General features: G+C 71.2%; 14 protein-coding genes. 3 read left to right on the top strand and 11 right to left on the bottom strand.

What is annotated here, in order from left to right:
- Positions 1-23 precede the first annotated feature (23 nt).
- From AC069K_RS32690 to AC069K_RS32705, 4 genes are all read right to left on the bottom strand, one after another.
- Positions 24-1358, bottom strand: coding sequence for an NADH-quinone oxidoreductase subunit D (locus AC069K_RS32690; protein WP_365112954.1), 1335 nt, complete (start codon positions 1356-1358; stop codon positions 24-26).
- Positions 1358-2041 carry an NADH-quinone oxidoreductase subunit C gene (locus AC069K_RS32695; RefSeq protein ID WP_358832694.1) on the bottom strand — a complete coding sequence of 228 codons (684 nt, stop codon included), beginning with the start codon at positions 2039-2041 and terminating at the stop codon, positions 1358-1360. The genes AC069K_RS32690 and AC069K_RS32695 overlap by 1 nt, the downstream gene beginning before the upstream one ends.
- Before the next feature lie 71 nt (positions 2042-2112).
- Complete coding sequence (locus AC069K_RS32700) at positions 2113-2667, bottom strand: NuoB/complex I 20 kDa subunit family protein (RefSeq protein ID WP_067163033.1); 555 nt, start codon at positions 2665-2667, stop codon at positions 2113-2115.
- 17 nt (positions 2668-2684) lie between these two features.
- The gene (locus tag AC069K_RS32705; protein ID WP_007383963.1) at positions 2685-3044 is read right to left on the bottom strand and encodes an NADH-quinone oxidoreductase subunit A; all 360 of its coding nucleotides are present in this window, start codon (positions 3042-3044) and stop codon (positions 2685-2687) included.
- An 806-nt stretch (positions 3045-3850) separates the two neighbouring features.
- On the opposite strand from AC069K_RS32705, the gene AC069K_RS32710 reads away from it, so the two are divergent.
- Positions 3851-4675 carry a C40 family peptidase gene (locus AC069K_RS32710; protein ID WP_478622209.1) on the top strand — a complete coding sequence of 275 codons (825 nt, stop codon included), beginning with the start codon at positions 3851-3853 and terminating at the stop codon, positions 4673-4675.
- A gap of 91 nt (positions 4676-4766) precedes the next feature.
- Here AC069K_RS32710 and AC069K_RS32715 read toward each other — a convergent pair whose 3' ends face one another.
- The gene (locus AC069K_RS32715) at positions 4767-6053 is read right to left on the bottom strand and encodes a geranylgeranyl reductase family protein (RefSeq protein ID WP_478622211.1); all 1287 of its coding nucleotides are present in this window, start codon (positions 6051-6053) and stop codon (positions 4767-4769) included.
- A 101-nt stretch (positions 6054-6154) separates the two neighbouring features.
- Here AC069K_RS32715 and AC069K_RS32720 point away from each other — a divergent pair, with 101 nt between their 5' ends.
- The gene (locus tag AC069K_RS32720) at positions 6155-6682 is read left to right on the top strand and encodes a GNAT family N-acetyltransferase (RefSeq protein WP_365112944.1); all 528 of its coding nucleotides are present in this window, start codon (positions 6155-6157) and stop codon (positions 6680-6682) included.
- Positions 6683-6989: 307 nt separating this feature from the next.
- Here the strand turns inward: AC069K_RS32720 and AC069K_RS32725 are convergent, their stop codons facing one another.
- The 5 genes from AC069K_RS32725 to AC069K_RS32745 all read right to left on the bottom strand — a co-directional run bounded on the left by AC069K_RS32725 (position 6990) and on the right by AC069K_RS32745 (position 12704).
- A complete protein-coding gene (locus AC069K_RS32725; protein WP_365107453.1) occupies positions 6990-7910 on the bottom strand; it encodes a glutaminase in 921 nt (306 codons plus the stop codon).
- A 24-nt stretch (positions 7911-7934) separates the two neighbouring features.
- Positions 7935-8630: a demethylmenaquinone methyltransferase gene (locus AC069K_RS32730; RefSeq protein ID WP_358832689.1), complete on the bottom strand. Its 696-nt coding sequence runs from the start codon at positions 8628-8630 to the stop codon at positions 7935-7937.
- A 331-nt stretch (positions 8631-8961) separates the two neighbouring features.
- Positions 8962-9465, bottom strand: coding sequence for an imidazolonepropionase-like domain-containing protein (locus AC069K_RS32735; protein WP_478622214.1), 504 nt, complete (start codon positions 9463-9465; stop codon positions 8962-8964).
- 7 nt (positions 9466-9472) lie between these two features.
- Complete coding sequence (gene mqnC / locus AC069K_RS32740; protein ID WP_358832696.1) at positions 9473-10672, bottom strand: cyclic dehypoxanthinyl futalosine synthase; 1200 nt, start codon at positions 10670-10672, stop codon at positions 9473-9475.
- Between the two features lie 154 nt (positions 10673-10826).
- A complete protein-coding gene (locus AC069K_RS32745; protein ID WP_478622217.1) occupies positions 10827-12704 on the bottom strand; it encodes a serine/threonine-protein kinase in 1878 nt (625 codons plus the stop codon).
- Between the two features lie 202 nt (positions 12705-12906).
- Here AC069K_RS32745 and AC069K_RS32750 point away from each other — a divergent pair, with 202 nt between their 5' ends.
- Positions 12907-13956, top strand: coding sequence for an alpha/beta hydrolase (locus tag AC069K_RS32750; protein ID WP_478622219.1), 1050 nt, complete (start codon positions 12907-12909; stop codon positions 13954-13956).
- Between the two features lie 76 nt (positions 13957-14032).
- Here the strand turns inward: AC069K_RS32750 and AC069K_RS32755 are convergent, their stop codons facing one another.
- On the bottom strand, positions 14033-14881 hold the full coding sequence (locus AC069K_RS32755) for a menaquinone biosynthetic enzyme MqnA/MqnD family protein (protein WP_365107438.1): 849 nt from the start codon (positions 14879-14881) through the stop codon (positions 14033-14035).
- Positions 14882-15110 lie beyond the last annotated feature (229 nt).

A 15110-nucleotide genomic window follows, 5' to 3' on the forward strand; every position in this document is an offset into this window, starting at 1 on the left:
CAGGCTCGTCGGCGTGGTCTCGGTCACCGGTCGACGCCTCCCATCACGGGGTCGATGGACGCCACGGCCACGATGACGTCGGCGACCTGGCCGCCCTCGCACATCGCCGCCATGGCCTGGAGATTGGTGAAGGACGGATCGCGGAAGTGGACCCGGTAGGGGCGGGTGCCTCCGTCGCTCACGACGTGCACCCCGAGCTCGCCCTTGGGCGACTCGACGGCCGCGTACGCCTGTCCGACGGGCACCCGGAAGCCCTCGGTCACCAGCTTGAAGTGGTGGATCAGGGACTCCATGGAGGTGCCCATGATCTTCTTGATGTGATCGAGGGAGTTGCCGAGTCCGTCCGGGCCGAGCGCGAGCTGGGCGGGCCAGGCGATCTTCTTGTCGGCGACCATGACCGGGCCGGGCTCCAGCCGGTCCAGGCACTGCTCGACGACCCTCAGCGACTGGCGCATCTCCTCCAGCCGCACCAGGAAGCGGCCGTAGGCGTCGCAGCTGTCGGCGGTGGGGACCTCGAAGTCGTAGGTCTCGTAGCCGCAGTACGGGTCGGTCTTGCGCAGGTCGTGCGGCAGGCCCGCGGAGCGCAGGATGGGGCCGGTGGCCCCGAGCGCCATGCAGCCGGTCAGGTCGAGGTAGCCGACGTCCTGCATCCGGGCCTTGAAGATCGGGTTGCCGGTGGCGAGCTTGTCGTACTCCGGCAGGTTCTTCTTCATCGTCTTCACGAACTCGCGGAGCTGGTCCACCGCGCCCGGCGGGAGGTCCTGGGCGAGGCCGCCGGGGCGGACGAACGCGTGGTTCATCCGCAGACCGGTGATCAGCTCGAAGATGTCGAGGATGAGTTCGCGGTCCCGGAAGCCGTAGATCATGATCGTGGTGGCGCCGAGCTCCATGCCGCCGGTGGCGATGCAGACCAGGTGCGAGGAGAGCCGGTTCAGCTCCATCAGGAGCACCCGGATCACCGAGGCGCGGTCGGGGATCCGGTCGGTGATGCCGAGCAGCTTCTCCACGCCCAGGCAGTACGCCGTCTCGTTGAAGAACGGCGTCAGGTAGTCCATGCGCGTGACGAAGGTGGTGCCCTGCGTCCAGGTGCGGAATTCGAGGTTCTTCTCGATGCCGGTGTGCAGATAGCCGATGCCGCAGCGGGCCTCGGTGACGGTCTCGCCGTCGATCTCCAGGATCAGCCGGAGCACACCGTGCGTGGAGGGGTGCTGGGGGCCCATGTTGACGACGATGCGCTCGTCGTCGGCGCGGGCGGCGGTGCGGGCGACCTCGTCCCAGTCGCCGCCGGTGACCGTGTAGACGGTCCCCTCGGTCGTCTCCCGCGCGAAGGCGCGGGAAGCGTCACTGGAAGTGCTCATCAGGTGTACGACCTCCGCTGGTCCGGAGCCGGGATCTGGGCGCCCTTGTACTCGACGGGAATGCCGCCGAGGGGGTAGTCCTTGCGCTGCGGGAAGCCCTGCCAGTCGTCCGGCATCATGATCCGGGTGAGGGCGGGGTGGCCGTCGAAGACCAGGCCGAAGAAGTCGTAGGCCTCGCGCTCGTGCCAGTCGTTGGTCGGGTAGACGGCGACCAGGGACGGCAGGTGCGGATCGCTGTCCGGGGCGGTGACCTCCAGGCGGATCAGCCGGCCGTGGGTGAGCGAGCGCAAGTGGTAGACGGCGTGGAGCTCGCGGCCCTTGTCGCCGGGGAAGTGGACGCCGCTGACGCCCGTGCAGAGCTCGAAGCGCAGGGCCGGGTCGTCGCGCAGGGTCCGGGCCACCCGGACGAGGTGCTCGCGCGCGATGTGGAAGGTGAGCTCGCCGCGGTCCACGACCGTCTTCTCGATGGCGTTCTCGGGGAGCAGGTCCTGCTCCTCCAGGGCGCCTTCGAGTTCGTCGGCCACCTCGTCGAACCAGCCGCCGTAGGGGCGGGAGGAGGCGCCGGGCAGGGTGACGGTGCGCACCAGGCCGCCGTAGCCGCTGGTGTCGCCGCCCTTCTCGGCGCCGAACATGCCCCGGCGGACGCCGATGACGTCGCCGGTGTCGTCGCGCTGGGCGGGCAGGCCGCCGCTCTCGGGCGCCTCGGGCGTCCCGGGGGCGCCGTCGCCCGGCCCCTTGGGAGTACGGTCGTCGCTCACCGCAGCAGCCCCTTCATCTCGATGGTGGGCAGCGCCTTGAGGGCGGCCTCCTCCGCCTCGCGGGCGGCCTCCTCCGCGTTCACGCCGAGCTTGGAGCCCTGGATCTTCTGGTGGAGCTTGAGGATCGCGTCGATGAGCATCTCGGGCCGGGGCGGGCAGCCGGGCAGATAGATGTCGACCGGGACAATGTGGTCAACACCCTGCACAATCGCGTAATTGTTGAACATTCCGCCCGAGGATGCGCACACCCCCATGGAGATGACCCACTTGGGGTTGGGCATCTGGTCGTAGACCTGCCGCAGGACCGGCGCCATCTTCTGGCTGACGCGGCCCGCCACGATCATCAGGTCCGCCTGGCGCGGCGAGCCGCGGAAGACCTCCATACCGAAGCGGGCCAGGTCGTAGCGGCCGGCGCCGGTCGTCATCATCTCGATGGCGCAGCAGGCCAGACCGAAGGTGGCGGGGAAGACGGACGCCTTGCGCACCCAGCCCGCGGCCTGTTCGACGGTGGTCAGCAGAAAGCCGCTCGGCAGTTTCTCTTCGAGTCCCATAGGTGCCCCTCAGCCCCTCAGTCCCATTCCAGGCCGCCGCGCCGCCATACGTACGCGTAGGCGACGAACACGGTGAGCACGAAGAGCAGCATCTCCACGAGCCCGAAGACCCCCAGGGCGTCGAAGGTGACGGCCCAGGGGTAGAGGAAGACGATCTCGATGTCGAAGACGATGAAGAGCATCGCCGTCAGGTAGTACTTGATGGGGAAGCGGCCGCCGCCGGCCGGCGTGGGAGTCGGTTCGATCCCGCACTCGTACGCCTCAAGTTTCGCCCGGTTGTACCTTTTTGGGCCGATAAGCGTGGCCATGACCACGGAGAAGATCGCAAACCCAGCCCCGAGGGCGCCGAGCACGAGGATGGGCGCGTAGGCATTCACGCTCCTCGCTCCTTCCAGTCGTCCTTGACCGTTGGACCGCACACGGGCGCCGCTGCCGCCCCTCCCGCCGCGCGAAGATCGCGCACATGTGAGGCAGTTCACAAGCCCGACTGCACCGCATCCTATGCCCGGTGGTCTGTGATCTGCGACACGGGGTGCGCCAACGGCTTTGTGATCTCCACCACCTGACGAAGGATCATGAAGTCGGATGAGCGGTGATCTTCACACCCGAAGCGGCCGAGTGATCACAAGGCGTAGCATCTGCTCCTGTTACCGCTGGTCGCAGGGGGTGCGGCTCTATCAAGACATGGGCCCTACAAGCAAATTGGCGATGGACTCGTCCGAGTGATAAAGGAGCGCGGCTCACTCGTGCGGGTGAGGGCGTGGCCCGCCGGTGGACCTGTGCACGCGTTCACGAACTCCGCACCGTCGCACCGAACGACGCAGACCGATCCGGACCGGCCTTAAATGATCTAGAAGCGACACCTCGCCGCCGCCCTCCGCGCTCTCATGATCACGAGCCGGTCACGGGACGGATGACGCCGGGATACGAAGTGACCTGCGTCACACGGAACCGTCACGGATTAAACCGGGCTTGGCCAACGGTGTGAACGGATGGTAGGCGACGGGCAATTCGGACTATTTATAAAAACCACATGATCACAGCCGTGATTGCCCCTGCCCGTATTGCCCGTTACGGCGTCAATAAGGGCGCGCGGGAAGCGGATTCGCCCGTTCCGAGCACAACTGTGGCGCAGCACACGTTTCTTGAAGGGAACCCTGAACCCCTGATAGCGGTTGTCCTCATGTCCCACACCGCTCACATACCCAGCCACCGGAAGCCCCGCCGCAGCGCCTCCAAGCTCGCGCTCCGTGCCGGAGTTGCCGGTGGCGTCCTCAGCACCATCGCGGTGGCAGGCGCCGCCGCCCCGGCCATCGCCGCCGAGCCGGTGACCGAGACCATCGAGATGCCCACGCTCACGACCGGTCTCGCGAGCACCGCCGCCGCCGCCTCCGAGGCCACCCAGCAGGTCGCCGCCGACCTCCAGCTGAAGGCCCAGCAGAACGCCGCCGCCTCCAGCGCCGCCAAGCTCGCCAAGAAGGCGAAGGCCGACGCGGACGCCAAGGCAGAGGCGGAGAAGAAGGCCAAGGCGGAGGCCGAGGCCAAGGCGAAGGAGGAGGCCGCCGCGCGCGCCTCCCGCTCCTCCGCGCGCACCACCCTGGCCTCGACCGGTGGCGGCAGCAGCTCCGTCACCACGCCGTCCTCCACGGCCACGGGTTCCGCCGCCACCATCGTGAACTTCGCGCTGGCCCAGGTCGGCAAGGCGTACGTGTCCGGGGCCACCGGCTCCAGCGCGTACGACTGCTCGGGCCTGGTGCAGGCCGCCTACCGCCAGGTGGGCATCGACCTGCCGCGCGTCTCGCAGGACCAGTCGACGGCGGGCCGCCAGGTCTCGCTCTCGAACCTCCAGGCGGGCGACATCCTGTACTGGGGCGGTGCGGGCTCCGCGTACCACGTGGCCATCTACGTCGGCGGCGGCAAGTTCGTCGGCGCGCAGAACTCCTCGACCGGTGTGGTCGAGCGCAGCATGGACTGGGACCGGCCGACCGGCGCGGTCCGCGTCCTCTAGTCGCGGCGCTTCAGGGATACGGCGAAGGGCCGGTGCTCCTCTCGGGGGGAGCACCGGCCCTTTCGCGTGCGCGCGGGCGCGAGGAGGCCGCTCAGGCCTTGGGGGCCACCTTCGACAGGCCGTTGATGATGCGGTCCATCGCGTCGCCGCCCGTGGGGTCGGTCAGGTTCGCCAGCATCTTCAGGGTGAACTTCATCAGCACCGGGTGCGTCAGGCCGCGCTGGGTGGCGATCTTCATGACCTTCGGGTTGCCGATGAGCTTCACGAAGGCGCGGCCCAGCGTGTAGTAGCCGCCGTAGGTGTCCTTGAGGACCTTCGGGTAGTTGTGCAGGGCCAGTTCGCGCTGGGCGGGGGTCGCGCGGGCGTGCGCCTGGACGATGACGTCGGCCGCGATCTGGCCGGACTCCATGGCGTACGCGATGCCCTCGCCGTTGAACGGGTTGACCAGGCCGCCCGCGTCGCCCACCAGGAGCAGGCCCTTGGTGTAGTGCGGCTGGCGGTTGAAGGCCATGGGCAGGGCCGCGCCGCGGATGGGGCCCGTCATGTTCTCCTCCGTGTAGCCCCAGTCGGCGGGCATGGAGGCGCACCAGGCCTTCAGGACCTCGCGCCAGTCGAGTTCCTTGAAGGAGGCGGAGGTGTTGAGGACGCCGAGGCCGACGTTGGAGGTGCCGTCCCCCATGCCGAAGATCCAGCCGTAGCCGGGCAGGAGGCGGTCCTCGCCCGGGCCGCGCCGGTCCCACAGCTCCAGCCAGGACTCCAGGTAGTCGTCGTCGTGGCGGGGCGAGTGGAAGTACGTCCGGACGGCCACGCCCATCGGGCGGTCCTCGCGGCGGTGCAGGCCCATGGCGAGGGAGAGGCGGGTGGAGTTGCCGTCGGCGGCGACGACGAGCGGCGCGTGGAAGGTGACCTCGCGCTTGTCCTCGCCGAGCTTGGCGTGCACGCCGGTGATCCGGCCCGTACGGTCGTCGATGACCGGCGCGCCCACGTTGCAGCGCTCGTGGAGGCGGGCGCCGGCCTTCTGGGCCTGGCGGGCCAGCTGCTCGTCGAAGTCGTCGCGCTTGCGGACGAGTCCGTAGTCGGGGTAGCTGGCGAGGTCCGGCCAGTCGAGCTGGAGGCGGACGCCGCCGCCGATGATGCGCAGGCCCTTGTTCCGCAGCCAGCCGGCCTCTTCGGAGACGTCGATGCCCATGGCGACCAGCTGCTTGGTGGCGCGCGGGGTCAGCCCGTCGCCGCAGACCTTCTCGCGGGGGAAGGCGGTCTTCTCCAGCAGCAGTACGTCGAGTCCGGCCTTGGCCAGGTAGTACGCGGTGGTCGACCCGGCGGGGCCGGCCCCGACGACGATCACGTCCGCGGTGTGTTCGGAGAGGGGCTCGGTCACAGCGGGTTCTCCCGAAGACTCGTTTTCGTGTGCCGGAACGCACGGGACATGTGCAGTCTATGGGTGGGTGTTGATCGTTATCGCGAAGGGTTGCCCACGCCATGAGCTCCACCGAGGAGAAGTCCCTGCCCGCCGTACCGGTCGTACGGCTGCGTGTGCCGACCGAGGAGGACGCGTACGCCTGGCACGAGGTGTTCGCCGATCCGGAGGTCATGGAGTTCCACGGGGGCAGGGCGGCGGAGCTGTCGGTGTACGAGGAGCTGACCGCGCGCCAGCGCCGGCACGACGCGGAGCGGGGGTTCTGTCTCTGGACGCTCCTGGACGAGGACGACGCGGTGATCGGCTTCACGGGCGCGCAGCCGTGGCCCCACGGGTGGGGCCCGGTCGGCGAGGTGGAGATCGGCTGGCGGCTCGCCCGGCGGGCGTGGGGGCGGGGGTACGCCACGGCGGCGGCCCGGGTCGCCGTCGACCGGGTGCGGGCCGCGGGGGTCGACGGGGTGGTGGCCATGGTCGATGCCCGCAACGAGCGGTCCGTCGCCGTGACCCGGCGGCTGGGGATGCGGCTCGCCGAGACGTTCCGGACGCCGTTGTCCGAACGGGAGGGGTACTGCTTTCGGCTCGCGCTGTGAGGGCCCGCGCCCCTAAACGCCGACGAGCGGGCGACTTTCGGCCAAGTCGTGGTGCGGTTCGGCTGCGGCACGGTGGGTGGCTGGTCGCGCAGTTCCCGGCGCCCCTAAAGGCTCGTTCGTCTGCGGACCGTGGCCGCCTCCCGCGCAGTTCCCCGCGCCCCAGGTGGCTGGGGGCGCGGGGAACTGCGCGGGCGACCCAGCACGGTCCGCGGACGAAAACAGGGGGTCCGGGGGCACCGCCCCGGCAGCCCGCCCAACCCTCACCCGGCCGCCCGCCCAGGGCTTTCGGGAAGGGGCGGGGTGGGGGCTAGAACACCGACAGGCCCGTGAGTGTCGTGAAGCGGTCCAGCGCCGCCACCCCCGCCACCGAGTTGCCCCGGGCGTCCAGCCCCGGGCTCCACACGCACAGCGTGCACCGGCCGGGGACGACCGCCATGATCCCGCCGCCCACACCGCTCTTGCCGGGCAGTCCGACGCGGTACGCGAAGTCGCCCGCCGCGTCGTACGTCCCGCACGTCAGCATCACCGCGTTGACCTGCTTCGCCTCGCTGCGCGACAGCAGCCGCGAGCCGTCCGCGCGCAGGCCGTGACGGGCCAGGAAGCGGGCCGCCAGGGCCAGGTCCGCGCAGCTCATCTCGATGGCGCACTGCCAGAAGTAGTGGTCGAGCAGCGTCGGTACGTCGTTGGCGATGTTGCCGTACGAGGCCATGAAGTGGGCCAGGGCCGCGTTCCGGTCGCCGTGGGCCGCCTCGGACTCGGCCACCACCGCGTCGAAGGCGAGCGCGGGGTTGCCGGTCTCCTCCCGCAGGAACTCCAGGAGTTCGCTGCTGGCGTCCCCGGTGAGGGTCTGGAGCCGGTCCGTCACGACCAGCGCGCCCGCGTTGATGAACGGATTGCGCGGGATGCCGTTCTCGTACTCCAGCTGGACGAGGGAGTTGAACGGGTTGCCCGAGGGCTCGCGGCCGACGTGCTCCCACAGGCTGTCGCCGCCGCGCGCGAGGGCCAGGGCGAGCGTGAACACCTTGGTGATCGACTGCGCGGAGAAGGGGCGCTGCCAGTCCCCGACCCCGTAGACCTTGCCGTCGAGGTCCGCGACGGCCATGCCGAAACGGGACGGGTCCACGCCGGCGAGGGCGGGGATGTACGCGGCGGGGGTGCCGCCGCCCACGAGGGGCGCGACGTCGTCCGCGATCTGCTGGAGAACGGCCTGGTAGTCCTGCTGGTCCACGGGGTGCCGGTGCCGGGTGCCGGGTTACTGGGGCTTGTAGCCGCGGTGCAGCGCGACCACACCGCCGGTGAGGTTGCGCCAGGCCACCTTGGACCAGCCGGCCCGCTGGAGCCGGGCCGCCAGCGCGGGCTGGTCGGGCCAGGCGCGGATGGACTCGGCGAGGTAGACGTACGCGTCGGGGTTGGACGACACGGCGGTGGCGACCGGGGGCAGGGCGCGCATCAGGTACTCGCTGTAGACCGTACGGAACGGCTTCCAGGTCGGCTGCGAGAACTCGCAGATGACCACGCGGCCACCGGGGCGGGTCACGCGCAGCAGCTCGCGCAGGGCGGTGTCGGTGTCCTGGACGTTGCGCAGGCCGAAGGAGATGGTGACGGCGTCGAAGGTGTCGTCCTTGAACGGGAGCTTCGTGGCGTCGCCCGCGGTGAACGGCAGGTGGGGGTGGCGGCCCTTGCCGACCTTCAGCATCCCGAGGGAGAAGTCGCACGGGACGACGTACGCGCCGGTGGCGGCGAACGGGAGGGAGGAGGTGGCGGTGCCGGCGGCGAGGTCCAGGACCTTCTGGGCGGGGCGGGCGTCGACCGCCTTGGCGACCTCCTTGCGCCAGAGGCGGGACTGGCCGAGGGAGAGCACGTCGTTGGTGAGGTCGTACTTCGCGGCGACGTCGTCGAACATCGAGGCGACGTCGTGTGGCTGCTTGTCCAGGGATGCGCGGGTCACGCCTTCATTGTGCCTGGGGCTTCGCCCCCGCCGCCCGCGCCCCCCTCGGGCGCGCCCGGGCCCCCTTCGCGCTTCGCGCGGTTCTCCCCCACCCCGCCCCTTCCCGAAACTCTCCGAGGGTGCGCGTCGCGTCTGCGGGCCGGTGGGTGGCTGGTCGCGCAGTTCCCCGCGCCCCTGAAGGCTCGTTCGTCTGCGGGCCGTGCTCGGTTGCTCGCGCCGTTCCCCGCGCCCCTAACTGCCTAGGGGCGCGGGGAACTGCGCGCTCAGCCGGCCACCGGCCCGCAGACGGACGGGATCCGCCGGAGGCTTTCGGGAAGGGGTGGGGTGGGGGCTATTTCGCGCGGTATACCAGGCGGCCCGCCAGCACCGTTGCCACGCATACCTCCCCGTCGAAGACCGCGAAACGGGCCGGGCCGCCCACGGCCAGCGGGGGCAGGACGGGCGAGGGCACCACGGCCAGGCCCGAGCGCCGTACCGCCTCCCCCACCACGCGCGACCGCGGCGAACCCACCACCGCCACCACCCCCCGCGCCAGCATCCGCTGCACCCCCCGCCGAGCGGACCCGCCCCGACGCACGTCGTCCAGGGCGAACGGCGGCGGGTCGAGAGGCTCCGTGCCGAGCGTGTCCGCCTCGCGCGGGTCCGGGTGGTAGGCCCGCTCCAGCAACTCGGCCCCGCCGGGGTCCACCAGGCCCGGCGACAGCCGGCCCGGCCACCGCCGCACCCGCGCCGCGGGATACGCCGCGGCCAGCGACTCGTACGGCCCGATCGCCGCCAGCCGGTCGCCCTCGACCAGGACCGCGTCGCCCCGCGAGGGGGCGTGGATGGTCAGCACCAGGACGTCAGTTGGACGCCAGCAGCTTCAGCTCGGGGTGCGCCGTGCCGCCCTCGATCGCCGTCGAGGAGATGTGCGACATGACCCGCTCGTCGACCGGGTCGTTCGCCGGGTCGTCGTGGACGAGCAGGTGCTCGTACGTCGTGGCGCGCTGCGCCGGCACCCGCCCGGCCTTGCGGATCAGGTCGATGAGCTCCATGCGGTTGGAGCGGTGCCTGGCGCCGGCCGAGGACACGACGTTCTCCTCCAGCATCACCGAGCCCAGGTCGTCCGCGCCGTAGTGCAGCGACAGCTGGCCCGCCTCCTTGCCGACGGTGAGCCAGGAGCCCTGGATGTGCGCGACGTTGTCGAGGAAGAGGCGCGCGACCGCCAGCATCCGCAGGTACTCGAAGACGCTCGCCTGCGTCCGGCCCTTCAGATGGTTGTTCTCGGGCTGGTAGGTGTACGGGATGAACGCGCGGAAGCCGCCCGTGCGGTCCTGTACGTCCCGGATCATCCGGATGTGCTCGATGCGCTCGGCGTTGGTCTCGCCGGTGCCCATCAGCATCGTGGAGGTGGACTCCACGCCCAGCCGGTGCGCCGTCTCCATGATCTCCAGCCAGCGCTCGCCGCTCTCCTTGAGCGGGGCGATCGCCTTGCGCGGCCGCTCCGGCAGCAGCTCCGCGCCGGCGCCCGCGAAGGAGTCGAGACCGGCGGCGTGGATGCGCTCGATCGCCTCCTCCACCGAGACGCCGGAGATCCGGGCCATGTGGTCGACCTCGGAGGCGCCGAGGGAGTGGATGACCAGCTGCGGGAAGTTCTGCTTGATGGCGCTGAAGTGCTTCTCGTAGTACTCGACGCCGTAGTCCGGGTGGTGGCCGCCCTGGAACATGATCTGGGTGCCGCCCAGCTCGACGGTCTCCGCGCAGCGGCGCAGGATGTCGTCGAGGTCGCGGGTCCAGCCCTTCTTGGTGTCCTTGGGGGCCGCGTAGAAAGCGCAGAACTTGCACGCCGTGACACACACGTTCGTGTAGTTGATGTTGCGCTCGATGATGTACGTGGCGATGTGCTCGGTCCCGGCGTACCGGCGGCGGCGCGCCGCGTCGGCGGCGGCGCCCAGCGCGTGCAGCGGCGCCGAGCGGTAGAGGTCGAGCGCCTCTTCGGGGGTGATGCGTCCACCCGCGGCGGCACGGTCGAGGACGGACTGGAGGTCGGCCTTCTCAGTCACCGGAGTGTCCCTTTCGGCAGGGTTGCGGACGGACCGAGCCAGCCTACGCCAGCGGGCCCGGCCCGCTTCGGCCCGGGTGCCGGGGCCGCCCGTACGGGTGTGTGGCGCTTCCGCCCGGGATGCCGGCGCCGCCGCCCGTACGGGTGTGTGCCGCTCAGCCCGTCTGCTTGACCAGCGTCGCGTACGGCTTGCCCGCGCCCGCCTCCTGGGACTCGTACTTGAGCGTGCCGTCCGCGTCGCGGGTGAAGACCAGGATCGCCCGGCCGCCGGTGCACAGGCCCGCCGTGCCCCGGCGCGCCGGGTCGGTGCGCTCCTCGATCGTCAGGCTCCGGTCGGTGCCGGAGACGAGCCTGCCCACCCCGAAGCACTCCACGGTCGTGCCCAGCACGCTGATCCTGGAGGACGTGGTGACGACGTCCTTCCCGGTGACGCCCGCCGTGAACACGGCCGTCAGGTCGCCGTGCGGCTGCCCGGTCGTGGACTCCGTCATCGGGCCCTTCCAGGTCCCGACGAACTCCCCCGGCACCCGCGCCACGGCCGGGCCGTCCGTCCCGCCGGGGGTCGCGCCCGGCGGCGCGGTGGCCGTGCTGCTCGGGCCGCTCGACGCCGCGTCGTGGCTGCGGTCGCGGTCGCCCGGCATCAGGTCGAAGAGGAACGCGGCACCGACGGACGCGGCGGCCACCGCCCCCGCGACCGCCAGCGCGACCGTGCAGCTCATCCGCCGCCCCCGGCCCCGCTCGCCGGGCTCGACGGCGGTGCCCACGGAGAGCGAGAAGCGCGAGGGCGGGGTGGTGGGCGGTTCGGGGGTGCGCTGTCCCGGAACGGCGTCCGCCACGGATCCGCCACCGAAGCCGTCCCCGAAGCCGCCACCGCGGCCGTCACCGCTGCCGCCACCGCCGCTGCCCGTGTCCGCGTCGGTGCGGCTGTGCGCGTACGACCCCGGCGCCCCGGACCCGTACGCCCCATCGGTCCCGGTGGACCCGTATGCCCCATCCGTCCCGACCGACCCGTACGCCCCCTCCGCCCCTCCCGACCCATAGGACGCGTCCGGGGGTCCGAACACCCCCACCGCCGGGCTGGTGAACGCCACCGGCCCCGACCCCCGCTCGTCCGGCACCCGCTCGTCCGCCGCCTCCGGTTCCAGGTCCAGCAGCCGTACCGCCGACCGGCTGACCTCCTCCACCAGCGCCCCCGGCAGCCAGCCCTCCGCGACCAGGGCCGAGGCACCCCGTGGGGCGAGCCGGCGGGCGAGTTCGGCGGGGGCGGGGCGGGTCCCGGCGGTCTTGGCCAGGCACGTCTCCACCGCCGCCCGCACCTCCCCGGCGAGCGGTCCGCCCAGCTCGGGCTCCTCGTGCACCACCTTGTAGAGCAGGGCGGCCGAGGAGTCGCCCGGGAAGGGGGGCGCGCCCGTCGCCGCGTACGCCAGGACCGCGCCGAGGGAGAAGACGTCGGCGGCGCCGGTGACGCCCTTGCCGAGGATCTGCTCGGGCGACATGTAGCCCGGCGAGCCGATCGAGACCCCGGTTGCGGTGAGCGAGGCCGTGCCGTCCACGGCGCGGGCGATGCCGAAGTCGATCAGGCGGGGGCCGTCGAGGGTGAGCAGCACGTTGGACGGCTTCACATCGCGGTGGACGAGTCCGAGCGCGTGCACCGCCGCCAGCGCCTCCGCGAGCCCCGCGCCCAGGGCCCGCACCGAGCGCTCGGGCAGCGGGCCGTGCGCGGCGACCGCCTGGGCCAGCGAGGGGCCCGCCACATAGCCGGTGGCGACCCAGGGCACCGCCGCCTCGGGGTCGGCGTCCAGGACCGGCGCGGTCCAGGCGCCGCCCACCCGGCGGGCCGCCTCCACCTCCTGGCGGAACCGGGCGCGGAACTGTTCGTCGAGGGCGAAGTGCGGGTGGACCACCTTCACGGCGACCGTGCGCCCGCCCGCGCTGCGGCCCAGGTAGACCCGGCCCATGCCGCCCGCGCCGAGTCTGCCGAGCAGTCGGTAGGCGCCGATGGTGCGCGGTTCGCCGGCTTCGAGCGGCTGCATCGCGATCTGCCTTCCCCCATGCCGTCACGTACGGTCGCACAGCAGGGTAGAGCGTGGCGTGTGCCGGATCACCGGGCCGGGCCCGATCGGGACCGTACGGCGACGAACCGATACGAACGCCCGGTCGTCTCTCTCTGCGGAGTTCACGCCCGAAAACCTCACGACCCGCCATGAAACGCATCAAACCGTCTCGGAGTCTCGTATGCATCGCCGTACCACCGCACTCATAGCCGCCGCCGTCCTCGGCTCGGCCGCGCTGGTCTCGGGCTGCTCCGACGAGGGCGAGCCGGTGAGCTTCGACAGCCCGGCGGCCTCCACGAAGGCGCCCGCGCCCAAGGCCGGCGGGACCGGCGGGCAGAACAGGGCGGGTGGGGGCGCGGTCTCCGAGGCGGTGGCGAAGACCCTGCTGCCGACCGGCCCGAAGGCGCGGTTCACCACGGAGAACACGCTGGAGGACGGCACCAGGATCGGGGTGACCACGCTGCACGGCAAGAAGTCGGGGTTCACGGGCAAGGTGTGGGTCTGGGCGCCGAAGCAGTACTTCGACCCCAAGTACGCGCAGAGCGGTTTCCCGGTGCTCATAGCCCTGCCGGGCGGCAACGGCTACCCGAAGAACTACTGGATGGGCACCGACCTCAAGCTCCAGAGCAGCATCACCCGGTGGTCCGAGGAGGGCAGGAGCGTCCCCTTCGTGGTGGTGATGCCGGTCCTCAACCCGGACGCGAAGTACTACTACGACGGCAGTGACATACCGGGGCAGCCCCGGATGGGCACCTGGATGACCGAGGACGTGCCGGACTTCGTGAAGGCGAACTTCCGCACCTTCAAGTCCCGCGACGGCTGGGCGTTCATGGGCTCCTCCTCCGGCGGCTTCGTCGGCCTGAAGTCGGTGCTCAAGCGGCCCGACCGGTTCAAGGCCGTGATCGCCTCCGGCCCGGACACCGTGCCGGACTCCCCGCTGTGGGCGGGCCACGAGGCCGAGAAGCAGGCGAACAACCCCGAGAAGCTCGCCCAGGCCCTGATCGACGGCAACGGCCCCGAGGTCGACCTCGCCTTCCAGATTGGCACCAAGGAGGGCGGCATGGCGAACCTGAACGGCTTCATCGCCAAGTACGGCAAGGGCCCGGTCAAGACCCGTCTCCAGGTGATCCAGGGCGGCAGGCACAACGCCCACACCTACATCAAGGGGATGGCCGACGGGACCATGCAGTGGATCAGCAGCAAGCTCCAGGCGCCGATCCCGTCGCCCTGACCGACCGGTAGGCCGGGGGAAGCAAGCCCGGGGAAGCCCGGGACAGCGGGCCCGGGGAGGCCCCGGAAGGCTCCCCCTACGCCCCGAGCAGCTCGACCGCCACGTCCGCCGGGAACCCGGTGGTCGGCCCGGTGCGGCGGGCGAACTCCCGTACGCCCGCGAGCTGGTCGGCGCCGAAGCGGAAGTCCAGCGTCGTGAAGTAGCGCTCCAGCAGCTCCGCGTCGAAGACCTCCCAGCGGGCGGCCTGCTCGGCGACCTTGGTGACCTCCTCCAGGGAGAGGTCGCGCGACGCCAGGAACGCCTGGTGGACCTCGCGCACGACCCCGGGCTCACGGGCCAGGTAGTCCTTGCGGGTCGCCCACACGGCGAAGACGAACGGCAGGCCCGTCCACTCCTTCCACATGGCGCCCAGGTCGTGGACCTGGAGCCCCAGGCGCGGGGCGTCGTGGAGCGAGGCGCGCAGGGCGGCGTCCCCGATCAGGACCGCCGCGTCCGCCTCCTGCATCATCAGGCCGAGGTCGGGCGGGCACGTGTAGTAGTCGGGCGTGACGCCGAAGCGCTCGGCGAGCAGCAGCTGGGCCAGGCGTACGGAGGTGCGCGAGGTGGAACCGAGCGCCACCCGGGCGCCGTCGAGCTCCTCCAGCGGGCGCTGCGAGACGATCACGCAGGACATGACCGGCCCGTCGCAGCCGACCGCGAGGTCGGGGAAGGCCACCAGGTCGTCCGCGTTGCGCAGGAACTCCACGAGGGTCACCGGCGCTATGTCGAGGTCTCCCCGGACGAGCTGCTCGCTCAGCTTCTCGGGGCTGTCCTTGGTCAGCTCCAGATCGAGCAGGGTGCCCGTGCGGGCGAGGCCCCAGTAGAGCGGCAGACAGTTGAGGAACTGGATGTGCCCGACCCGTGGCCGGGTGGTTGTTTGGTCCACATCGCGAGACTAGACCTGTCCTGTTTGTCCAGCTACGGCGGGTCGTTCGTCAGCGCGTCACGGGCACGTCAAACGTCCGGGTGACGTGATCTTTCCCTCTACCGCAGCCCCGATCCTGCGTGCTACGCTCAGCGCAAGTTGCAGTTTGGTTTCCCTTGCAGTACAGAGCCTGCGGAGCATGTAACCCGCAGGCTTTTGTAGTTTTCAGACTTCTTTGCAGGTTCTGGAG

The sequence above is a fragment of the Streptomyces sp. NPDC043908 genome, assembly GCF_056435525.1.

What these genes read in the sequence shown, in the direction of transcription:
- AC069K_RS32745 (WP_478622217.1), bottom strand. Translation starts at nt 12,704, where the DNA reads ATGCAGCCGCTCGAAGCCGGCGAACCGCGCACCATCGGCGCCTACCGA.
- AC069K_RS32750 (WP_478622219.1), top strand. Translation starts at nt 12,907, where the DNA reads ATGCATCGCCGTACCACCGCACTCATAGCCGCCGCCGTCCTCGGCTCG.
- AC069K_RS32720 (WP_365112944.1), top strand. Translation starts at nt 6,155, where the DNA reads ATGAGCTCCACCGAGGAGAAGTCCCTGCCCGCCGTACCGGTCGTACGG.
- AC069K_RS32710 (WP_478622209.1), top strand. Translation starts at nt 3,851, where the DNA reads ATGTCCCACACCGCTCACATACCCAGCCACCGGAAGCCCCGCCGCAGC.
- AC069K_RS32700 (WP_067163033.1), bottom strand. Translation starts at nt 2,667, where the DNA reads ATGGGACTCGAAGAGAAACTGCCGAGCGGCTTTCTGCTGACCACCGTC.
- AC069K_RS32690 (WP_365112954.1), bottom strand. Translation starts at nt 1,358, where the DNA reads ATGAGCACTTCCAGTGACGCTTCCCGCGCCTTCGCGCGGGAGACGACC.